Origin of the sequence: Kitasatospora paranensis (assembly GCF_039544005.1) — a bacterium.
GTDB classification, from domain to species: Bacteria; Actinomycetota; Actinomycetes; order Streptomycetales; family Streptomycetaceae; genus Kitasatospora; species Kitasatospora paranensis.
The window spans coordinates 7,317,296-7,338,448 of the sequence record NZ_BAABKV010000001.1 but is presented as its reverse complement, the minus strand read 5'-3'; the positions used below and the strand labels follow the sequence as shown (position 1 = coordinate 7,338,448).

General features: G+C 73.7%; 14 protein-coding genes and 4 pseudogenes. 11 read left to right on the top strand and 7 right to left on the bottom strand.

Going from position 1 to position 21,153, the window contains the following annotated elements; translation table 11 throughout:
* Positions 1–2,814: a discoidin domain-containing protein gene (locus ABEB13_RS34865; RefSeq protein WP_425559977.1), complete on the bottom strand. Its 2,814-nt coding sequence runs from the start codon at positions 2,812–2,814 to the stop codon at positions 1–3.
* Between the two features lie 430 nt (positions 2,815–3,244).
* Between ABEB13_RS34865 and ABEB13_RS40880 the strand changes: the two are divergent.
* Positions 3,245–3,444: pseudogene (locus tag ABEB13_RS40880) on the top strand (DUF1918 domain-containing protein).
* A gap of 76 nt (positions 3,445–3,520) precedes the next feature.
* A complete protein-coding gene (locus tag ABEB13_RS34860; RefSeq protein ID WP_425559976.1) occupies positions 3,521–4,264 on the top strand; it encodes a DedA family protein in 744 nt (247 codons plus the stop codon).
* On the opposite strand, the gene ABEB13_RS34855 is transcribed toward ABEB13_RS34860, so the two are convergent.
* From ABEB13_RS34855 to ABEB13_RS34840, 4 genes and pseudogenes are all read right to left on the bottom strand, one after another.
* Entirely contained in the window at positions 4,228–4,902 is a 675-nt protein-coding gene (locus tag ABEB13_RS34855; protein ID WP_425559928.1) for a PIG-L deacetylase family protein, read from the bottom strand. The two genes, ABEB13_RS34860 and ABEB13_RS34855, sit on opposite strands and share 37 nt — an antisense overlap.
* Before the next feature lie 66 nt (positions 4,903–4,968).
* The gene (locus tag ABEB13_RS34850) at positions 4,969–5,625 is read right to left on the bottom strand and encodes an NADPH-dependent F420 reductase (RefSeq protein WP_345708674.1); all 657 of its coding nucleotides are present in this window, start codon (positions 5,623–5,625) and stop codon (positions 4,969–4,971) included.
* Between the two features lie 42 nt (positions 5,626–5,667).
* Positions 5,668–6,024, bottom strand: coding sequence for a VOC family protein (locus ABEB13_RS34845; RefSeq protein ID WP_345708673.1), 357 nt, complete (start codon positions 6,022–6,024; stop codon positions 5,668–5,670).
* A 173-nt stretch (positions 6,025–6,197) separates the two neighbouring features.
* Positions 6,198–6,995: pseudogene (locus tag ABEB13_RS34840) on the bottom strand (LysR family transcriptional regulator); the annotation flags it as partial.
* A gap of 76 nt (positions 6,996–7,071) precedes the next feature.
* Here ABEB13_RS34840 and ABEB13_RS34835 point away from each other — a divergent pair.
* Positions 7,072–8,586, top strand: coding sequence for an aminotransferase class I/II-fold pyridoxal phosphate-dependent enzyme (locus ABEB13_RS34835; RefSeq protein ID WP_345708672.1), 1,515 nt, complete (start codon positions 7,072–7,074; stop codon positions 8,584–8,586).
* Between the two features lie 12 nt (positions 8,587–8,598).
* Here ABEB13_RS34835 and glmS read toward each other — a convergent pair whose 3' ends face one another.
* Positions 8,599–10,425: a glutamine--fructose-6-phosphate transaminase (isomerizing) gene (gene glmS / locus ABEB13_RS34830; RefSeq protein ID WP_345708671.1), complete on the bottom strand. Its 1,827-nt coding sequence runs from the start codon at positions 10,423–10,425 to the stop codon at positions 8,599–8,601.
* A gap of 36 nt (positions 10,426–10,461) precedes the next feature.
* On the bottom strand, positions 10,462–10,740 hold the full coding sequence (locus ABEB13_RS34825) for a hypothetical protein (RefSeq protein ID WP_345708670.1): 279 nt from the start codon (positions 10,738–10,740) through the stop codon (positions 10,462–10,464).
* A 540-nt stretch (positions 10,741–11,280) separates the two neighbouring features.
* On the opposite strand from ABEB13_RS34825, the gene ABEB13_RS34820 reads away from it, so the two are divergent.
* From ABEB13_RS34820 to ABEB13_RS34785, 8 genes and pseudogenes are all read left to right on the top strand, one after another.
* Complete coding sequence (locus tag ABEB13_RS34820) at positions 11,281–12,171, top strand: hypothetical protein (protein ID WP_345708669.1); 891 nt, start codon at positions 11,281–11,283, stop codon at positions 12,169–12,171.
* A 149-nt stretch (positions 12,172–12,320) separates the two neighbouring features.
* Positions 12,321–13,760, top strand: coding sequence for a pyridoxal phosphate-dependent decarboxylase family protein (locus ABEB13_RS34815; protein WP_345708668.1), 1,440 nt, complete (start codon positions 12,321–12,323; stop codon positions 13,758–13,760).
* A gap of 237 nt (positions 13,761–13,997) precedes the next feature.
* Positions 13,998–15,253: pseudogene (locus ABEB13_RS34810) on the top strand (GNAT family N-acetyltransferase).
* Between the two features lie 234 nt (positions 15,254–15,487).
* The gene (locus ABEB13_RS34805) at positions 15,488–16,750 is read left to right on the top strand and encodes a MurT ligase domain-containing protein (RefSeq protein WP_100887167.1); all 1,263 of its coding nucleotides are present in this window, start codon (positions 15,488–15,490) and stop codon (positions 16,748–16,750) included.
* Positions 16,751–16,893: 143 nt separating this feature from the next.
* Positions 16,894–17,622: a type 1 glutamine amidotransferase gene (locus ABEB13_RS34800; protein WP_345709930.1), complete on the top strand. Its 729-nt coding sequence runs from the start codon at positions 16,894–16,896 to the stop codon at positions 17,620–17,622.
* Positions 17,623–17,942: 320 nt separating this feature from the next.
* Positions 17,943–18,967: pseudogene (locus tag ABEB13_RS34795) on the top strand (6-phosphofructokinase).
* Between the two features lie 132 nt (positions 18,968–19,099).
* A complete protein-coding gene (locus ABEB13_RS34790; RefSeq protein ID WP_100887169.1) occupies positions 19,100–19,681 on the top strand; it encodes a TetR/AcrR family transcriptional regulator in 582 nt (193 codons plus the stop codon).
* Positions 19,682–19,778: 97 nt separating this feature from the next.
* The gene (locus ABEB13_RS34785) at positions 19,779–21,125 is read left to right on the top strand and encodes an MFS transporter (protein ID WP_345708667.1); all 1,347 of its coding nucleotides are present in this window, start codon (positions 19,779–19,781) and stop codon (positions 21,123–21,125) included.
* Positions 21,126–21,153: the final 28 nt, after the last annotated feature.

The following is a 21,153-nucleotide window of genomic DNA, read 5'->3' as shown; positions in this document are numbered from 1 at the left end:
TCAGGAGCCGAAGACCTGGAACTCGGAGAGCTGACCCGCGGGCCAGCCGGTGTTCCCGGTCACGTTCAGCCGCACGAAGCGGGTGGGCGTGGCCGGCAGGGTGATGGTGACGGTGTTGCCGGTCGCCGGGTCGAAGGTGTAACCCGCCGAGCCGACCAGGGTGGAGAAGGACGAGCCGTCGGTCGAGCCCTGCACCGAGAGGGTCTCGGTGCGGGTGGCCCAGGAGCCGGACGGCGGCAGCTTCAGCGTGACCTTGGAGAGGCCGAGCGCGCAGCCGAGGTCGACCTGCACCCACTGCGGGAAGGCGCTGTTGGCGCTCTCCCAGTAGGAGTTGGCGTCACCGTCCACCACGTTGCCGGCGCCGTAGTTCTGGGTGGAGCCGGCGGCGGTGGCGGTCTTGCCCTGGGCGATGTTGCCGGTGCCCGGGTTGCAGGCGGGCGGGGTGGTGGAGCCGGACGGGCTCGGCGACGGCGAGGCGGTCTGGCCGGTGCCCAGGAAGGCCTGGAGCTCGGAGAACTGCGCCGCCGGCCAGGCGGTGTTGCCGGTCACGTTGATCCGCAGGTACCGGGTGGCGGTGGCGGGCAGGGTGATGGTGACGGTGTTGCCGGTCGCCGGGTCGAAGGTGTAACCCGCCGAGCCGACCAGGGTGGAGAAGGACGAGCCGTCCGTCGAGCCCTGCACCGAGAGGGTCTCGGTGCGGGAGTTCCAGGCGGTCGCCGGGGGCAGCTTCAGGGTGAGCTTCGACAGGCCCACCGCGCAGCCCAGGTCGACCTGGGCCCACTGCGGGAAGGCGTTGTTGGCGCTCTCCCAGTACGAGTTGGCGTCACCGTCGACGAGGTTGCCCGCGGTGTAGGTCTGGTTGCTGCTGGAGGACGTGGCGGGCCGGCCCTGGGCGATGTTGCCGGTGCCGGTGGGGCAGGTCGGCGTGGTCGGCGAGGAGGACAGGCTCGGCGACGGGGACGGCGAGGAGGAGGTGCCGGACGGGCTCGGCGAGGGGCTGGAGGTGCCCGGGTTGCTCGGCACGCCGTTGTACGTCCAGATCGGGGCGGGCCAGGTGCCGGTGCAGGTGGAGCCGGTGTTCCAGCCGGAGTTGCCGCCGCCGTCGGTGATCTGCAGCCCGGCGCCGATGCAGTTGTGGATCGGGGTGGCCGCCTGGCCGATGTTGGTGGCCTTGACGTTGGTGAACTTCATCTGGGCGTTGGCCTGGGCCTGGATGGCGTAGGTGCCGGCGCCGTTGATGTTCACGTTGGTCAGGTTGATGCCGCTGACCGAGCCCTCGATGGTCTGGATCGCCTCGTAGGAGCTGTCCAGGATGTCGGTGTCGGTGACGTTGATCGTCGCGCCGGAGATCGGCTCGCTCTGGCCGTCGAACCAGAGGGCGCCGACGCCGAACTGCCAGTTGAAGTCGGAGTTGCCGGTGCGGATCAGGGTGTTGCGGGCCGCGGTGATGGTGCCGGCGACGGCGGTGCCGCTGCCGGAGTTGACGCCCGGGTAGCGGTTGGCGATGTGCAGGCCGCCGCCGTTGGAGATGGTGTCCGCCATCACGTTGTCCGAGATGGTGAAGTCCTTGCCACCGTAGGTGACGATGTTGTTCGCCAGGATCGGCAGCACCACCGTGTTGTGGGTGAAGCTGTCGTTCACGTTCGGCTTGTTCTCGGGCCAGGAGGCCAGGCCGTCGTCGCCGGTGTTGCGGACGAGGGTGTTGGTGACCGTGGAGTTGGTGACGCCGGTGTGGAAGTTCACGCCGTCCGCGGTGGTGTCCAGGATGCGGCTGTTCTTGATGGTGAACTTGTCCATCGGACCGTCCATCCACGCGCCGACCTTGACGTGCTGCAGCCAGACGTCGTCGACGGTGGAGTTCGACATGGCGCCGCCGATGCCGTTGACCTGGTCCTCGTCGACGCGCTCGCGGATGTCGCCGATGATGGCGAAGTCCTTGAGGGTGACGTTCTGGCTCGGGCCGCCGCTGTTGACGTACTTGCCGTAGATGCCGGCCGCGTTGGCGCGGTTGTTCGGGTCGCGCCCGCCGAGCACCGAGTACCAGGGGCCGGCGCCGGTGAGGGTGACGTTGTCGACGACCACGTGGCTGTACAGGGTGAAGTTGCCCTGCGGGATGTAGACGGCCTTGCCCTGCGCGGCACCGGCGTTCACGGCCGCCTGGAACTTGGCGGTGGAGTCGGTGGCGCCGGTCGGGTCGGCACCGAAGTCGGAGACCACGTCGAGCGCGCCGGCCGGCTTGGCGATCGGTGCGGCGACGTTCTCGAAGTCCGCGAGGTCGACCGTGAAGGTCGGCGACTGCGCGGTCGAGCTCACCTGGAGCCGGATCTTGGTGCCGATCGGGTAGGTCTGGCCGAGCAGCGTCCGGGTCTCGTCGTAGAAGTGGTGCGGGTTGGTGTCGCCCGGGTTGTTGTTGAACGGGTAACCACCGTAGTACCAGCTGTACTTCGAGGTGACCGGGATGCTCTTCAGGGTGCTGCCGTTGACCAGCAGGTCCATCGAGGCGTCGCGACCCTTGCCGTCCGCGGTGTCCGGGAGGCTGTAGCGGAAGTCGATCGAGTTCGCGGGCTGGGTCAGGGTGAACTCGACGTACTGGCCGGTCGCACTGAGCGTGACCGCCTGCCGACCGGAGGCCTCGGAGGGCAGGTTGCCGTACTTGCGGTCCGGGCCGATGACCGTGCCGTTCGTGGCCGCGTACTCGGCCTCCTGCTCGACGAACGGGACGGTCGCGCCGCGGCCTGCGACGCCCAGGGGCGACAGGGCGGGGACTCCTGCCGCGTGCGCCGCGCCGGCGTTGGCCAGGACGGCCGTCAGCAGGCCGACCGTGCCGAGGGCGGTCGCGGTGAGGGCGGCGACGGTACGGGCTCCGCGCCTGGTGGGGGTGCTTGCATCTGCGGCTGCACTTCCTTGCCGGGTTGGGGGTGCTCCGGGTGGGGGCAATCGCCCGGCGGCGGCGTTGCGCTGACGCTTCGCCAGAATGACGCGCGGGTTTCCGCCGGACGTGGGCGAGACTACGAGCACCGGTCGCATGAAGTCCATACCCGTGCGCAAAATCGCGACGGAAGATTGCAAGTTCGCAAGCATGAAGCGGTAAGGAAGCAATCACCCGATCCTCCGGCCGCACCGGGCCCCAGCTGCCCCCATTGCGGCCCTCCGCCGGGCGCCGCACAGTGGAGAACGGGGGCGGCCACCTGCGGGGCTGCCGTCCCGCTCGTTCCGCCCGCAGCACGCCCCACCCCCGAGGAGCATGAGCATGCAAGCCACGGTAGGCGACCAGCTCCACATCCACAGCAAGTCGGTCGGCATGGTGGACCGCATCGGCGAGATCATCGAGGTCCGCGGCGCCGACGGCGAACCCCGTACCTGGTCCGCTTCGAGGACGGCCACGACGGCCTGGTCTACCCGGGCCCCGACTGCGTCGTCGAACACCAGCAGGAACACCGCTAAGCGGTTGGCAGCGCCCCCGCTACCGGGCCCGCTGGCCCATCTGGCCCCACTGCTGGACAACTACGGTTATGCAGCGGTGGGGCTGCTGGTGCTGCTCGACAACTGCGGCATCCCCGTGCCGGGCCAGACCATCCTGGTGCTCGCCGCCGTCTACGCGGGCACCGGCCGGATGTCGATCGCCGCCGTGGTGGTGATCGGCGTGGTGGCGGCGGTGGTCGGCAACACGCTCGGGTACCTGATCGGCCGCACCGGCGGCCACGCATTCGTCCACCGCTGGGGCCGGTACGTGGCGCTCACCCCCGCCCGGATGGCCCGGGCGGAGGGCTTCTTCGACCGCAACGGCCCCAAGGTCGTCACCGTCGCCCGCTTCATCGACGGGCTGCGCCAGACGAACGGCATCATCGCCGGCACCAGCGAGATGGCCTGGCGGCGCTTCCAGCCGGCCAACGTCCTCGGCGCGCTGCTCTGGGTCGGCGCCTGGGCCACCGCCGGGTACCTCACCGGCTCCGACATCGGCCCGCTCTACGAACGCGCGCTGCGCTACCAGGTCTACCTGCTGGCCGCCCTGGGCGTGGTCGTGGTGGCCCTGGTCGTCCGCGCGGTGCTGCACCGGCGGCGCGGGAAGCGCCCGCCGGAGGGCGGGCCCGGCGCCGGAGCGGGAGCGACCGGCGACGGCGGCACGCCGGCCGACGGCGAAGGGCCGGCCGACGGCGAAGGGCCGGCCGACGGCGAGGGACCGGCTGCGGACCCGGCCGGGGCGGACCCGGGACCGCAGCCACCCGATCAGCGCAGCGGCACGACCTCGAACGAGGACGCGTAGCGCACGCCCAGCCGGCTGCCGGTCATCCGGCCGAAGGAGTCCAGGAAGCCCCGGGCGTCGGCCATGTCGCCGCCGAGCCCGTCCAGGTACGCCCGGTGGGCCTCCAGCGAGGCCACCCCGGCGTCGAAGTGGTCGGTGGTGTCCACCGCGTGCCGCGCCTCCGGGGAGCCCGCCGCCCACACCTGCCGCACGCCGTTCCACGGCTCGTGGCCCTCGGCCAGCAGCTCACGGAACACCCAGCGGTTGCCGGCGTCCCGGACGCCGTCCAGGGTGGCCCGGCCGACAGCGATGTGGTCGGCCTGGTTCGGGAACGTACCGCCGTAGGTGTCCCGGAAGTTGGTGGTCAGCACGATCTCCGGCCGGTGCCGGCGCACCGCGCGCGCGATGTCGCGGCGCAGCGGCAGCCCGTACTCGACCACGCCGTCCGGGTGGCCGAGGAACTCCACCGTGTCGACGCCGACCAGGGCGGCCGAGGCGATCTGTTCGGCCTCCCGGACGGTGCGGCACTCGTCCGGGTCCATCGAGTCGATGCCGGCCTCGCCGCTGGTGGCCATCACGTAGACGATCCGCTTGCCCTGGGAGGTCCAGCGGGCCACCGCGGCGGCCGCGCCGTACTCCATGTCGTCGGGGTGGGCCACGACGGCGAGGGCCGTCCGCCAGTCCTCGTCGACCGGCTCGAAGGGGGTGGTGCCTGCTCGGACATGTCAGCCGGCGCTCCTGATCGAGTAGTTGAAGTCGGTGTGGCCGAAGTGGCCCATCAGCTTGAGCCAGAACGGCATCAGCATCTCGGTACCGCGGGCGGCGTCGATCCCGCCGAGGTCGATCACGGCTGCGTCCGGCCAGCCGAACTGCTCCAGGACGCCCCGGACGAGGGCCTTGGCCTCCGGGTCCTCCCCCGCCACGAACACCTGGTGCTCGCCCGGCACCCGGCCGGGGTCGACCATCAGCGGGGCGGCGAGGGTGTTCAGCGCCTTGACCACACGGGTGTCCGGGAACTCGCGCTGGAGCTGCTCACCGACGCTGTCGGTGTTGACCGGGGCGAGGCTGACCTCCCCGGTGGCGGAGAACACCAGCGGGTTGGAGACGTCGATCAGGACCTTGCCGGCGAGGCGCTCGGCCCCGGCCTGGCGGAGGGCCTGGAGGGAGACCGTCCCGGCCGTGGCGTTGACCACCGCCTCGCCGAAGGCGGCGGCCTCCTCGAAGGTGCCGGCGTGCCCGTGCGGCCCGGCCTGGTCCGCCCAGGAGACCGCCGACGGGTTGTCCTTGGTGCGTGAGCCGAGGGTGACCTCGTGGCCCAGCCCGACCAGCCGGGTCGCGAGGGTGCGGCCCACGGTGCCCGTGCCGATGATCCCGAATCGCATCGCTGCTCTCCCTGGGGTGATGGATCGATGGAGGTGCGCTCGTCAGGTGGCGAGCCGGTCGCCGAGGACGCAGAACTCGTTGCCCTCCGGGTCGGCGAGGACGACCCAGCGCTGCTCGCCCTGGCCGATGTCGGCGTGCCGGGCGCCGAGGGCCAGCAGGCGTTCCACCTCGGCCCGCTGGTCGTCGGGGCGGAAGTCCAGGTGCAGCCGGTTCTTGCCGCCCTTGGCCTCGGGCACCCGGAGGAAGAGCAGGCCGGGCAGCCGGTCCGGGGCGGGGCGGATCTCGTACTCCTCCGGCTCCGCGCCCACGACCGTCCAGCCCAGGGCCTCGGCCCACCAGTGGGCGAGCGTCTGCGGGTCCGCGGCGTCGACGACGACCTGCTCCCATTCCAGTGCCATGGTCGCACCCTACCCGGGGGCAGCTGACGGGCCATCATGCGACCGGTCGCCGGGCGGGCCTTCGGCCCAGCGGGCGCGCAGCCGGGCGGCCTCCTCGTCCAGCGCGGCGCGCAGCGCCGGGCGGCCGGCCGGTCGCCGGTGCGCAGGGCGGCGACGCCGACCCGGCGGACGAGCGGCGGCCCGTCGACGGGGCGGACGGCCAGGTCGGGCCGGGGCGGGCCGAGACCGAGGCGGGGCACCAGGGCGACGCCGACGCCGGCCGCGACGAAACCCTGCAGGACGCCGTAGTCGTCGGTGCGCAGGACGGGCACGGGGGCGAAGCCGTGGGCGGCGCAGGCCCGGGCGAGCACTCGGTCGACGGGGTCGTCCTCGGTGGCGCCGAGGATCCAGCCGTCCTCGCGGAGCCCGGCGATCGGCACCCGCTCGGCGGCGGCCTGCGGGTGGTCGGCGGGCAGGACGAGCTGCAGCGGGTCGTCCAGCAGCGGGTGGACGACCATGTCCTCGCCGAGGTCGAGGGTGCCGTCCGGCCGGGAGTAGACGAGGGCGACGTGCAGCCGGCGGCTGCGCAGGCCGTCGAGCAGCGCGGGCAGTTCGCCCTCGGTGAGGTGGATCCGGACGCCCGTGCGGTGCAGGGTCCGGACGGCCGGCGGCAGCAGCAGCGCGCCGGCGGAGGGGAAGGTGCCGACCCGCAGGGTCGCCGAGCCGCGGCGGACGAGTTCGCGGATCTCCTGCTCGGCGACGGTGATCCGGCCGAGCACGGCCTCGGCGTGCGGCAGGAGGGCGGCCCCGGCGTCGGTGAGGACGGCGCCGCGGGCGCCGCGGTGCACCAGCGGTGTGCGGAAGTGCGCCTCCAGGGTGGCCAGGTGGTGGCTGACGGTGGGCTGGCTGTGGCCGAGGGCGCGGCCGGCCGCGGCGAGCGAGCCCTCCTGGGCGACGGCCCGCAGGACCTGGAGGTGGCGGAGTTCGAGCACGGGTATCGACGCTTTCTGGAGATGTCCAGAAAACCACCCTATTCCTCGATGGCCCGGCCGGTGCGACCGTCGAGGGGTGAGCACCGTGACCAGGATCCCTTCCCCCTCTCCCGCCCGCCCCGATGCGGCACAGCGCCGCGCCCCGTACGCGGAGGCGGTGCGGCGCAGTGCGGCCGCCGACCGGCTGCGGCTGAACGTGCCCGGCCATGCGGCCGATCCCGGCCGGTTCCCCGGTCTGGCGGACCTGGTCGGTGAGGAGGTGCTGCGGCTGGACGTGCCCCCGCTGCTGGAGGGCGTCGACCTCGGGCCGGACAGTCCGATGGAGCAGGCGCTGCGACTGGCGGCCGGGGCGTGGGGGGCCCGCCGGACGTGGTTCCTGACCAACGGCGCCTCGCAGGGCAACCGGATCGCCGCGCTGGTCGCGCAGTCGCTGGGCCGGACGCTGGTGGTGCAGCGCAGCGTGCACTCCAGCGTGGTGGACGGGCTGGTGCTGTCGGGTCTGCGGGCGGCCTTCGTGCAGCCGTCGCTGGACGCCGGGCTGGGCATCGCGCACGGTGTGTCGGCACCGGACCTCGCGGCGGCGCTGGCCGCGCACCCGGACGCGGCGGCGGCGTACGTGGTGACGCCGAGCTACTTCGGCGCGGTGGCGGACGTCCCGGCGCTGGCCCGGGTGGCGCACGCCGCGGGGGTGCCGCTGATCGTGGACGAGGCCTGGGGGTCGCACTTCGGCTTCCATCCGGCGCTGCCCGCGGCGGCGGTCGCGCAGGGCGCGGACCTCGTGGTGTCGAGCACCCACAAGCTGGGCGGGGCGCTGACCCAGGCGGCGATGCTGCACCTGGGCGAGGGTCCGTTCGCGGACCGGCTGGAGCCCTTGGTGGAGCGGGTGTTCCACCTGACCCAGTCGACGAGCGCGAGCGCGCTGCTGCTGGCCTCGCTGGACGAGGCGCGGCGCGCGCTGGCGACGGGCGCCGAGCGGATCTCGGGGTCGCTGCGGGCGGCGCGGGAGATGCGGGCGGCGGTGCGCGCGGGCGGCCGGTTCGCGGTGGCGAGCGACGGGTTCGGGCGGTTCGCGGACGTGGTGGCGGTCGATCCGCTGCGGGTCGCGGTGGACGTGCGGGCCGGCGGGATCTCGGGGCACGAGGCGCGACGGCGGCTGATGCGGGACCACGGGGTGCTGGTGGAGGTGGCGACGGACGCCGCGGTGGTGGCGGTGGTCGGCGCCGGGGCGGCGCCCGATCCGGCCCGGTTCGCGGCGGCGCTGCACGCGCTGCCGGCCGGGGAGGCCGCCGGGCCGGCCGGGGCCGGGCTGCGGCTGCCCGCGCCGGGCCCGGTGCGGCTGACGGCGCGGGAGGCGTTCCTGGCGCCGAGCGTGCTCGTCCCGGCGGCGCAGGCGGTGGGCCGGGTGTCGGCGGACACCCTGGCGGCGTACCCGCCGGGGATCCCGAACGTGCTGCCGGGCGAGGAGGTCACCGCGGAGGTGGTCGCGTTCCTGCAGGGCGTGGCGGCGGCCCCGACCGGTCATGTCCGGGGTGCCGCCGATCCGGCCGTCGCCCGCGTGCGGGTGGTGGACGACGGCCGGTGGGGCCGCTGATCGACCGGTCGGCTACTCGACGGTGACGCTCTTGGCGAGGTTGCGCGGCTTGTCCACGTCCCGGCCCAGGGCGACGGCGGCGTAGTAGGCGAGCAGCTGGAGCGGGATGTTGAGCAGCAGCGGGTCGAGCTCCGGCTCGCTCTTGGGCACCAGGATGCAGTGGTCGACGAGCTTGGCCTCGGGTGCCCGGTGGGCGACGGCGAGGACCCGGCCGGAGCGGGCCTTGATCTCGCCGAGGGTGGTGAGGTTCTTGTCGAGCAGTTCGTCGTCCGGGACGAGGGCGACGGTCGGCAGCTCCGGGCTGATCAGCGCGAGCGGGCCGTGCTTGAGCTCGCTGGCCGGGTACGCCTCGGCGTGGACGTAGCTGATCTCCTTGAGCTTCTGGGCGCCCTCGCGGGCGACCGGGTAGCCGCGGACCCGGCCGATGAACATCATCCCGGCGTTGTCGGCGTACTCGGCGGCCAGCTTGGCGATCTCGTCCTGCTGGTCGAGGATCTGCCGGATGTGACCGGGCAGGGCCTTGAGGGCGCCGACGATGCGGCGGCCGTCGGCGGGCGACAGGTCGTGGATGCGGCCGAAGTGCAGGGCGAGCAGGGCGAAGGCGATCACGGTGGAGGTGAACGCCTTGGTGGAGGCCACCGAGATCTCCGGGCCGGCGTGCAGGTAGATGCCGCCGTCGCACTCGCGGGCGATGGCGCTGCCGACGGTGTTCACGACGCCGAGGACGCGGCCGCCCTTGCGCTTGATCTCCTGGACGGCGGCGAGGGTGTCGTAGGTCTCGCCGGACTGGCTGACCGCGACGTACAGGGTGTCGGCCTCGATGACCGGGTTGCGGTAGCGGAACTCGGAGGCGGGCTCGCTGTGGGCGGGGATGCGGGCGAGCTCCTCGATCAGCTGGGCGCCCATCTCGCCGGCGTAGTAGGCGGAGCCGCAGCCGAGGATCTTGACCCGGCGGATCTCGCGGAGCTCGCGGGCGTCGAGGTTGAGGCCGCCGAGGTGGGCGGTGGCGAAGCGCTCGTCGAGCCGGCCGGAGAGGGTGCGCTCGACCGCGGCGGGCTGCTCGTGGATCTCCTTGAGCAGGTAGTGCTCGTAGCCGCCGGTGTCGTACGCGCCGACCTCCCAGTCGACGGTGGACGGCTGGCGGGTGACGGTGCGGGCGTCCTCGGTGAAGGTGCGGAAGCCGTCGGCGCGGACGACGGCGAGCTCGCCGTCCTCCAGGTGGACGACCTGCCGGGTGTAGCGGACGAGGGCGGAGACGTCGGAGGCGGCGAACATCTCCTTCTCGCCGAGGCCGAGCACGATCGGGCTGCCGTTGCGGGCGACCACGATCCGGTCGCTCTGGCGGGCGTCGACGACGGCGATGCCGTACGTGCCGACGACGTGCTTCAGGGCGGCGCGGACGGCGTCCTCCAGCTCGCCGCCGTCGGCGGCGTGCGCGGCGATCAGGTGGGCGAGCACCTCGGTGTCGGTCTCCGAGCCGAACACGGCGCCGTCCGCGGTGAGGCGGGCGCGCAGCTCGTCCGCGTTCTCGATGATGCCGTTGTGGACGACGGCGATGTTCTCGGCGTTGTCGACGTGCGGGTGGGCGTTGGCGTCGCTGGGCACGCCGTGCGTGGCCCAGCGGGTGTGGCCGATGCCGGTGGTGCCCTTGAAACGGGCCGGCACGGCCGCGGCGAGGTCGGCGACCCGGCCCTTGGCCTTGCAGACCTTCAGGCCGCCGGACTTGCCGGTGACGGCGACGCCGGCCGAGTCGTAGCCTCGGTACTCCAGCCGCTGGAGGCCTTCCAGCAGGAAGGCGGTGGCGTCCTTGGGGCCGATGTAGGCCACGATTCCGCACATGGTGACAGCTCCTTGGGTGCTCAGGTCGAACGGTGTTCAGCCGCCGTAGACGATCCGGCGCAGCTGTCGGGTGGACAGCTCGGGCGCGGCGACGCGGCGGGCCGCGAGTTCGCTGCCGAGGCGGGCGAAGATCCGTTCGTTGGTCAGTCCGCGTGCCTGGAGCTCACCGTGACGGCGGCGGACGTACTCCTCGGTCGTCTCGGAGAAGTACGCCAGCACCTCCGCGACCACCCGTGCGGCCTCGCCGGGGCCGAGCGGGCTGGTGCGGGTGAGGTGGACGAGGAGGTCCTCGTGAGGGTGGGATGAGCCGGGCACGACTCGGGAGCCTAGGCGCGGATCGGCCGGATACCCAAGATTTCTGCCCGATTTCGGGCAGATCTTCTGACATTCGGCCCACTCGGCGCGCCCTGGGGGATACGAAGGGCCCTTCGGTGGCCGCTCACAAGGGCGGCCCGCCAGTGTGAGACGGTGTCGGCGAGCGGGGTGACGGCGGGGAGGCCGTTGCGCCGGACGGGGGTTCTCTCCCGCCCGTGGTGCCGACACCCGGCCCACGGCGGCGGACGGAGCGGGATTTCGGGGCCGTCACCGTCAGGATGGGTCTGCCGCCTGTCCGTCATCGACCACGGGGGACTTCAGCCATGCATCCGCGGATCTTCGCGATCATCACCGCCGCCCTGCTCGGGGCCCTCGGCCTCGGCGCGGTCGCGGTGACCCAGTGGACCCCGCCCGCCGCGGAGGTCGCCGCGACCGCCGCCCCGGCGTCCCCCGCGCAGAGCGGCCCGGCGGCACCGGCACCCTCCCCTCCCCACCGGCGACCCGGCGGTCTGGACGCGCTCGACCCTGCGCAACAAGCTGATGGCCGAGATGACGGCCACCGACCCGGGCGTCGCGCTGGCCGACTTAGACGCGATCACCAAGGCCAAGCCGTACACGGTGCGGTTCTGCCACCCGATCGCCCACGAGCTGGGCCACGCCGCCGTCCAGCGCTACCACCAGGACTTCCAGAAGGTCATCTCCTTCCCGCACGAGACCTGTGCGGCGGGCTACCTGCACGGCGCCGTGGAGGAGATGCTCGCGGCGTCCAAGGACCCGCAGGCGGACATCCTCACGCTGTGCGCCCCGCAGAACACCGGGCCGTGCATCCACGGCATCGGCCACGGGATCATGTTCGTCACCAAGCAGGACATCCCGGCCGCCCGCGACCTGTGCGACAAGTTCCCCACCACCGCGCGGAAGATCACCTGCTCCGAGGGCGTGTTCATGCAGCTGTTCGCGCCCGACGAGGAGGACGAGAAGGCCAAGGCCAACCTGCCCGCCGACCGGCTCGCCGCCGAACCGCTCTACCCCTGCCCCGAGCAGCCCCCGCTCTTCCAGTCCGCGTGCTACTTCTACGCACCGACCTACTACCTCAGCTCGCACGACTGGGCGAACCACCCGGAGGCCTTCGCCGGCGCCCTGAAGTGGTGCGAGAAGGCCGAGAGCACCGGCGGCGGTCCGGACTGCAGCCGGGGCGCCGGCTCGCGGATCATGAAGTACAACCTGGACCGCCCGGACTGGGCCGCCCGGCAGTGCGCCACCGCCGAGGACGGCTGGCAGCGCAAGGCCTGCGCCGAGGGCCTGGTCAGCTACTGGACGGTCAACTACACCGACGCGGGGGCCGCCGCCCGGCTCTGCACCCAGATCACCGACAAGGAGATCGCCGGGTACTGCCGCGCGGCCGGCGGCCTGTCGGCCAGCCTCGACTGACCCGGCGCCCCACCCGGGCCCGCCCCCGCGGCGGACGGCCCCCGGTCCCGCCGGCCGCCCGGACCGGGGGCGTACGATCAAGGCCGCACACGGTGCGCCGAGGGAGCCGCGCCTTGGTTCCCGCACGCCCGCCCCTGGAGCGCACCGCCATGCCCGACGAAGACTTCCGCACCGCCGCCCGCGCCACCGCCGACCTGGTCGCCGACTACCTCGACGCGCTGCCGGAGCGCCCGGTCTGGCAGCCGATGGCCGAGGCCGACCGGCGGGCCCTGCTCGACCTGCCGCTCCCGGAGACCGGCGTGCCGCTGGACGCGCTGCTGAAGACCGTCGGCGACCGGGTGATGACCGCCCCGATGGGCAACGGCAACCCCCGGTTCTTCGGCTGGGTCAACTCCGCGCCGCAGCCCGCCGGGGTGCTCGCCACCCTGGCCGCCGCCGCGATGAACCCGAGCTCGGCCGGCGGCGACCACGCCGACGTCCACCTGGAGCGGGCCGTGGTCCGCTGGATCGCCGAACTCGTCGGCTTCCCGCACCCGGCCGGCGGCGGCCTGCTCACCTCCGGCACCTCGATGGCCACCATCGTCTGCCTGGCCGCCGCCCGGAACCGGGCCGCCCGCCTGGCCGGCGTCGACGTCCGCGCCGAGGGCCTGGCCGCGCTCCCGCCGCTCACCGGCTACGTCACCGGCGAGACGCACTCCTGCGTCCGCAAGGCCTGGGAGCTGCTCGGCCTCGGCAGCAACCGGCTCCGGACGGTCGCCACCGGCGAGGACGGCCGGCTCGACACCGCGGCCCTGGCCGCCGCCGTCGCCGAGGACCGCGCGGCCGGCCGCCTGCCGTTCCTGGTCGTCGCCTCCGCGGGCACCGTCGGCACCGGCGCGGTGGACGCCTTCGAACCGATCGCCGACCTCGCCGGACGCGAGGGCCTGTGGCTGCACGTGGACGGCGCGTACGGCGCCTTCGGCGTGCTCGACCCCGCCATCGCGCACCGCTACGCGGGCATGGACCGCGCCGACTCGATCGCCCTCGACCCGCACAAGTGGCTCGGCGTCCCGGTGGACTGCGGCTGCGCCCTCGTCCGCGACACCGCCGAACTGCGCGGCACCTTCAGCCTCGTCCCCTCCTATCTGCGCGACGACGCGGCCGGCTCGCTCGGCTGGTTCTCCGAGTACGGCACCGAGCAGACCCGGCCGTTCCGTTCGCTCAAGGTGTGGGCGTCCATCGCGCACCGCGGCCGGGCCGGTGTGGCCGCCGACATCGCGCACACCACCGCCCTCGCCCGGCAGCTCGGCGACCTGGTCGGGGCCTGCGACGACCTGGAGCTGCTCGCACCGGTCGAGACCTCGATCGTCGCGTTCCGCTACCGGCCGGCCGGCCTCGACGAGGCGGCCGTCGACCGGCTCAACCGGGACCTGCCGGCCGCCGTGCAGCTGCGCGGCCGGGTGTTCGTCACCGGCGCCGTACTGGGCGGCCGGGAGATGCTCCGCGCCTGTCTGCTGAACGCGACCACCACCGAGGCCGACATCCGCCTGCTCCTGGACGAAGTCCGGGCCGCCGGCGCCGAGCTGAGGGATCGTCCGGACACCGACTGATTCCGGCCGGCCTGACGGACGGACGTCCGGGCGACATGCGGAGACATTAACCGACAGGTCACGGGGGATTCGTGATCGTGAAACACCGGCGCGACACGATATCCGCATGGATGATTCGACGACCACCGCCGCTGTCCCCTCCCCTCGCGCGCCCAGCGGCGCGCCGCCCGGACCCACCGCTGGCGCAGAGAGACCGTCGAACTCGCGGCGGTCTTCCTCGCCGTCGCCACCGCCGACCTGGTCGCCAACATCGTGGTGCACGGCCACGACGGCCCGGCGGTGCTCGGGGTGTCCGCGGTGGCCATGCTCGCCACGGCCGTCCTGCACGGCTGGTGGGCGCACCGACGGCCGCACGGACCGCCGGCCCCGGACACCCATGCCCCGCCCGGGGACGCCGCGGTGACCGGCCCGCTGGACGCGTTCGAGGCCGGTACCCTCTGGCGGATCCGCACCACCGTCGAGGACGCCCCGGGCAGCCTGGCCCGGGTGTGCACGGCGCTGGCCGCGCACCGGGTGAACATCGTCTCGATGCAGTCCCACCCGCTGCCGACCGGTGCCGTGGACGAGTTCTTCGTCCGCGCCCCGCAGAGCCTGGACCGCGCCGAGCTGACCGCCGCGGTGGCCGCCGCCGGCGGGCACGACATCTGGACGGAGCGCGCCGACGCGCACGACCTGGTGGACGCCCCCACGCACGTGCTGGCGCTCGCCACCCGGACGGCGCTCGACGCCGCCGAGCTGCCCGTCGCGCTGCGGCAGCTGTTCGGCCGGTGCACCGTCCGGCAGTACCCGGGCCGCGGCCGCACCGCGCCGGCCGGCGTGGACGGACACGTGATGCGGCTGCCCGTGCCCGGCGGCGACCTCATCGAGCTGACCCGGCCCAACCTGCCGTTCACCCCGACCGAGTTCGCCCGCGGCCAGGCCCTGGTCGAGCTCGACAGCCTGCTCGGCCCGCGGGTGCCCAAGGTCGAGGCCCGGCTCGCCCAGCCGGCCGGCGCCGACCTGACCGTCCGCCGGGCCGAGCCCGGCGACAAGGCCGCCGCGCTGGAGATGCACCGGCGCTGCTCCCCGACACCCTGCGCAAGCGCTACCACGGCCCCGTCCGGGACGCCGACCGCTACCTGGACCACCTGCTCGACCCCCGGCACGGGCAGACCCTCGCGGTGGAGGACGGCGACGGGCGGATCGTCGCCCTCGCCCACCTGATGTGGGACGACGACAGTGCCGAGGTCGCGCTGCTGGTCGAGGACGCCCGGCAACGGCACGGCCTCGGCGTGGACCTGCTGCGGCGGATGGCCGCGCTGGCGCTGGAGGCCGGTGTGGAGCGCGTGTACGCCGTCACCCAGTCCTCGAACTCCGGGCTGATCGCGACCATGCGGAAGCTGTCCGCGCCGCTCGACTACCAGGTCGAGGAGGGCACCCTGGTGATCACCGCGCACCTGGCAGAGGCCGCCGACAAGCTGCCGGCCCCGTGGTCGACCCGGCCCGGCCGCTGACCCGCCGACGCGGCCGCAGACTGCGGCCGGCCCCCGACCGGGCCGGCCGCTTCCGCATGTCCGGGGCCCTTCAGCCGTCCGCCGGGCCGCGGCCGTCCGGACGGTTCCGGCAGGCCGCACAGGGTCCGGGGCTCAGAGCCGCGGGCCGGAGTGGGTAGGCTGAGCTCCGTCCCCGCCGTCCGATGGTCACCGCAACGACCCGGGCGGTGCCGCAGCAAGGAGGAACCACTGAGCATGGCAGGCACCGATTCGGAAGCCACAGCCGCACGCGACGCCTCGCTGCCGGCCCGTGCCAAGATCGCTGTGACGGCCGGCAAGATGGCCGCGGCCCTCTCGCAGAAGGCCGGCCGGGGCAGTGGCTCGGTGATCGGCGGCAAGATCGCGCTGAGGCTCGACCCCGACCTGCTCGCGACCCTCGCCGAGCACCTCGACGTGGTGCTGGTCAGCGCGACGAACGGCAAGACCACGACCACCCGGCTGATCGCCGAGGCGCTGCGCGCCGCCGGCCCGGTGGTGTCCAACGCGCTCGGCGCCAACATGCCGGCCGGCATCACGGCCGCGCTGGCCGGCGGCTCGGACGCGCGCTTCGGCGTGATCGAGGTGGACGAGAAGTACCTGGCGACCGTGGCCCGGGACACCCGGCCGAAGGCCATAGCGCTGCTGAACCTCTCCCGCGACCAGCTCGACCGTGCGGCGGAGACCCGCATGATGGCCGAGAAGTGGCGCGAGGGGCTCAAGGACAGCGACGCGGTCATCGTCGCCAACGCGGACGACCCGCTGGTGACCTGGGCCGCCTCCTCCTGCAAGAAGGTGGTCTGGGTGGCCGCCGGGCAGGCGTGGAAGGAGGACGCCTGGTCGTGCCCGTCCTGCGGCGGTGTGATGCAGCGCCCCGGTGACGACTGGTTCTGCTCGCAGTGCGGCTTCCGGCGTCCGAACCCGCACTGGGCGCTCCAGGGCACCCACGTGATCGACCCGCACCGCGGCGCCTGGCCGATCCAGCTCCAGCTGCCCGGCCGCGCCAACCTGGCCAACGCCACCAGCTCGGCCGCGGTCGCCGCGGTCTTCGGCGTGGCGCCGCAGGTCGCGCTGGAGCGGATGCAGACCGTGACCGCGGTCGCCGGCCGCTACGACGTCGTGCAGTACCACGGGCGGGACGTCCGGCTGCTGCTGGCCAAGAACCCGGCCGGCTGGCTGGAGACCTTCACGCTGATCGACCAGCCGCCGGCGCCGGTGGTGCTGTCGGTGAACGCCATGGACGCCGACGGCACCGACACCTCCTGGCTGTGGGACGTCGACTACGAGCGCCTGGCCGGCCACCCGATCTTCGTGATGGGGCAGCGCAAGCTCGACCTGGCCGTCCGGCTGGAGGTCGCCGGCCTGCAGTTCCAGGTCGTGGACACCCTGGAACAGGCGGTGCGCGCCGCGCCCGCCGGGCGGATCGAGGCGATCGCCAACTACACCGCGTTCCAGCAGCTGCGGAAGGCGGTGGCGAGCTGATGTCGTACCCCACCGACCCCCAGCAGCCGTACCCCACCGACCCGCAGCACCAGTACCAGCAGCACCAGTACCAGCAGCAGCCGCCGCAGCCCCCGCAGGCGCCGCCGCAGCCGCAGCCGCAGTACGGAGGAAGGGCTTCGAGGATGAGCGAGAGCAGCCTGCGCCTGGTGTGGGTCTACCCCGACCTGCTCAGCACCTACGGCGACCGAGGCAACGCGCTGGTCGTCGAGCGCCAGGCCCGCCAGCGCGGCCTCGGGGTGACCCGGATCGACGTCCGCTCCGACCAGGCGGTGCCGACCAGCGGCGACATCTACCTGATCGGCGGCGGCGAGGACCGCCCGCAGCGGCTCGCGGCGGAGCGGCTGCGCACCGACGGCGGCCTGGTCCGCGCCGCGGAGAACGGCGCGATCATCTTCTCGGTCTGCGCCGGCTACCAGATCCTCGGCCACGAGTTCATCAACGACCTCGGCGAGCGCGAGGCGGGCCTCGGCCTGCTCGACGTCTGGACGACCCGCGGCGAGGGCGCCCGCTGCGTCGGCGACGTCCTCGCGGACGTGAACCCCCAGCTGGGCCTGCCCCAGCTGACCGGCTTCGAGAACCACCAGGGCGTGACCCACCTCGGCCAGGGCGTGAAGCCCTTCGCCAACGTGCAGGTGGGCCGCGGCAACGGCACCGGCGACGGTACCGAGGGCGCGTTCCGCGACACCGTCTTCGGCACCTACATGCACGGGCCCGTCATGGCCCGCAACCCCGCCGTCGCCGACATGCTGATCAAGCTGGCGCTGGACGTGAGCGCCCTGCCGCCGGCCGACACCACGTGGTACGACGCGCTCCGCGCGGAGCGGATCGCGGCGGCGGCGCAGCCCGCCTGAGACACCTCCCGGGGTGCCGGCTGACCGCATGGCGGGCAGCCGGTACCCGCCGGGCGGGTTGCATAAGAGAATAGGAAGAGCTGGACGCACCACCCTCCTCGGCGTCCGGCCGCAGTTTTGCGCGGACGCGTCGACGATGCCGCTCCCGCTCGGCTTCCTGCCCGGCCGGACGCAGGGACCGTATGCTGTGCCTCATGGTCGTTTCGGTCATAGATGTCCGGAACGACCGTTCCGCGGTGGCGACACCGAGGTGGTAGTCCGGCCTCCGGTTCTTCCCCCAGCCTGCGGCTGGGAGGTGCCCCCAGGGGAGTTGCAAAGCAATGCGTATTGGTGTCCTGACCAGCGGCGGTGACTGCCCCGGCCTGAACGCCGTGATCCGTTCCGTGGTCCACCGGGGGGTGGTCGACCACGGCGACGAGATCATCGGTTTCCAGGACGGCTGGCGCGGCCTCCTCGAAGGTGTGCACCGCCCCTCACCCTCGACTCGGTGAGCGGCATCCTCGCCCAGGGCGGCACGATCCTCGGCTCCTCCCGCGTCCAGCCGAGCCACCTGCGCGACGGCGTGGAGCGGGCCAAGCAGCACTGCGCCGACCTCGGCATCGACGCGATCATCCCGATCGGCGGCGAGGGCACCCTCAAGGCCGCCAAGCTGATGAGCGACGGCGGGCTGCCGGTCATCGGCGTGCCGAAGACCATCGACAACGACATCGCCTGCACCGACGTCACCTTCGGCTTCGACACCGCCGTCTCGGTGGCCACCGACGCCCTGGACCGCCTGAAGACGACCGCCGAGTCGCACCAGCGCGTGATGGTCGTCGAGGTCATGGGCCGGCACACCGGCTGGATCGCGCTGAACGCGGGCATGGCCGCGGGCGCGCACGCCATCGTGGTGCCCGAGCGCCCCTTCCACATCGACAAGCTGACCGAGGTCGTCCGCGAGCGCTTCGACCGGCACAAGAAGTTCGCCATCGTGGTCTGCGCCGAGGGTGCCAAGCCCGAGCCCGGCACCATGCCGTGGGAGGAGGGCACCAAGGACATGTACGGCCACGAGCGGTTCACCGGCATCGCCACCCAGCTCTCCCGCGAGCTGGAGCACCGCCTCGGCAAGGAGGCCCGCCCGGTCATCCTCGGCCACACCCAGCGCGGCGGCACCCCGACCGCGTACGACCGGGTGCTGGCCACCCGCTTCGGCTGGCACGCGGTGGAGGCGGCGCACAAGGGCGCGTTCGGGCACATCACGGCGCTGCAGGGCACCGACATCAAGCTGGTGCCGCTGGCCGAGGCCGTGGCCGAGCTGAAGACCGTCCCGGCCGAGCGCTACGTCGAGGCCGAGACCGTGATCTGAGGCCGGTCGTCGGCCAGGGCCGCCGCGACCGGGGCCGGGCGTTGCCCGGCAGGACCCCGTCCGCTTCGGTGGGCGGGGTTCTCTTCCCCTTCTTTCTTGACCGATCGATCCAGATTGGGCTATGGTCTTCCCATGGCAAGGACGAAGGAGTTCGACCCGGACGCAGCCCTGCAGGCGGCGCTCGAACTGTTCTGGGAGCGCGGGTACGAGGCCACCTCGATGGCCGATCTCACCGGGCACCTGGGCATCGGGCGGGCCAGCCTGTACGCGACGTACGGCAGCAAGCACGAGCTGTTCCTGAAGGCACTGGACCGCTACCGGGAGAACACCGACGCCACCCTGGTCGGCGAGCTGTCGCAGCCCGGGGCGGCCCTGCCGACCGTCCGGGCGGTGCTGACCCGCTTCGCCGACGAGGCGGCGCACGACCGGCGGCTGCGCGGCTGCCTGGTCACCAACACCGCCACCGAGCTCGCCGGGCACGACCCGGACGCCGCGCGACGGGTCCGGGCCAGCTGGGACACCCTGGAGACGCTGATCACCGGCGCGCTGACCCGGGCCCAGGCCCAGGGCGAGCTGCCGGCGGACCGCGAGCCGCGCGCCCTCGCCCGGCTGCTGCTGACGGTGATGCAGGGCATGCGGGTGATCGGCAAGGCGGGCGACGAGCCCGCACGGATCACCGACGCCGCCCGACTGGCCCTGTCCCTGCTGGCCTGAGCCCCACTGCTCCACCGCACCGACGCTCCACCGGCCGCCCTCGGCGGCCGCTCGCACGGCCTCATACTGGAACGAACGGTCAAGAAAAGGGGAGACCATGGCCGCCACCGCCATCGCTCCGACATCCACCACCGCGGGCGGGCCCCGCACCGGCCCCGGCTTCGCACTGCTCGGCACCGTCCAGGCGACACTGATCTTCACCCTGATGGCGATCTCCGTGCCGCTGCCGGACATCGGCCGCGAGTTCGGCCTCGACCACGCCCGGCTGGTCCTGCTCAACGCCGCCTACGGGCTCTCCTTCGCCGCCCTGCTGCTGCTCGGCGGACGGCTGACCGACCGGCTCGGCGGCCGCCGCGTCCTCACCGCCGGACTCGTCCTGCTCGGCCTCACCGCCGCCGCCGCACCGCTCGCCCCCGACTACGCCGCCCTGCTCTCGCTGCGCTTCCTCCAGGGCGCCGGCGCGGCCCTGGTCGCCCCGGCCGGCATGGCCGTCCTGCGGGCCCTGCTGCCCGGCCCCCAGGCGTACGGCCGGGCGATGGCCACCTGGGGCGGGCTCTCCGTCCTGGGCGCCACCACCGGCAACCTGGCCTCCGGCGCCGTCGCCAGCTGGCTGTCCTGGCGGTGGATGTTCGCCGTCCCGGTGCTGGTGACCGCCGCGGCCCTCGTCCTCGCCCCGCGGCTGCTGCCCGCCGACCCGCCGCGCCGCGAGCGTCCCTCGCTCGACCTGCCCGGCGCCGTGCTCGCCACCGCGGGCACCGTCCTGGTCAGCTACGGCCTGGTGCGCACCGAGACCGGCGGATGGGCCGCACCGTTCGCCGTCGGCGCGCTGCTGCTGATCGGGTTCGTGCTCCGCGAGCGCAGCGCCGCCCAGCCGCTGCTGCCGCTCGACTTCCTGCGCGGCGGCCGCCGCCTGCTCGGCCTGGCCGCCACCCTGCTCGCCGCAGGCGGCACCGCGACCGTCTTCCTCCTTCTCACCCTGCACCTCCAGCAGGAGCTGCACTGGACCCCGCTCGCCACCTCCGGCGCCTTCCTCCCGTACGCCGCCGCGCTGCTCGTCGGCGGCCGGGTGGCCGGACCACTGGTGGGCCGCTTCGGTCCCCGCCGGGTGGTCGTCGCGGGCCTCGCGACCGGCGCCGCGGGCCTCGCCGCCCTGGCCCACCTGGGGCCGCACACCGGCTACCTGCCGGGTCTGCTGCCCGGCCTGGTGGTGCTGCCCTTCGGTGCCGCGCTCGCCTTCGCCGGCGCCGCCGTCCTCGCCACCGACGGGGTGGCCCCCGAGCAGACCGGGCTGGCCGGCGGCGTCCTGAACACCGCCATGGAGCTCGGCCCGACCGTGCTGCTGACCGCCTTGCTCACGGTCGGCGGCAGCGGCGCGGCGCTCGCCGCGGCAGCCGTCCTGTTCGCCCTCACCGCGCTGGCCGGCACCCGCGTCGACCGCGGCTGAAACCACCGCACACCGGCCGGCGGCCCTC

Bases quoted from the DNA above. Each gene is read 5' to 3' on its own strand.
- ABEB13_RS34850 (WP_345708674.1), bottom strand. From the start codon at position 5,625: ATGCGATTCGGGATCATCGGCACGGGCACCGTGGGCCGCACCCTCGCG.
- ABEB13_RS34845 (WP_345708673.1), bottom strand. From the start codon at position 6,024: ATGGCACTGGAATGGGAGCAGGTCGTCGTCGACGCCGCGGACCCGCAG.
- glmS (WP_345708671.1), bottom strand. From the start codon at position 10,425: ATGTGCGGAATCGTGGCCTACATCGGCCCCAAGGACGCCACCGCCTTC.
- ABEB13_RS34820 (WP_345708669.1), top strand. From the start codon at position 11,281: ATGGCCGAGATGACGGCCACCGACCCGGGCGTCGCGCTGGCCGACTTA.
- ABEB13_RS34815 (WP_345708668.1), top strand. From the start codon at position 12,321: ATGCCCGACGAAGACTTCCGCACCGCCGCCCGCGCCACCGCCGACCTG.
- ABEB13_RS34805 (WP_100887167.1), top strand. From the start codon at position 15,488: ATGGCAGGCACCGATTCGGAAGCCACAGCCGCACGCGACGCCTCGCTG.
- ABEB13_RS34800 (WP_345709930.1), top strand. From the start codon at position 16,894: ATGAGCGAGAGCAGCCTGCGCCTGGTGTGGGTCTACCCCGACCTGCTC.
- ABEB13_RS34790 (WP_100887169.1), top strand. From the start codon at position 19,100: ATGGCAAGGACGAAGGAGTTCGACCCGGACGCAGCCCTGCAGGCGGCG.
- ABEB13_RS34785 (WP_345708667.1), top strand. From the start codon at position 19,779: ATGGCCGCCACCGCCATCGCTCCGACATCCACCACCGCGGGCGGGCCC.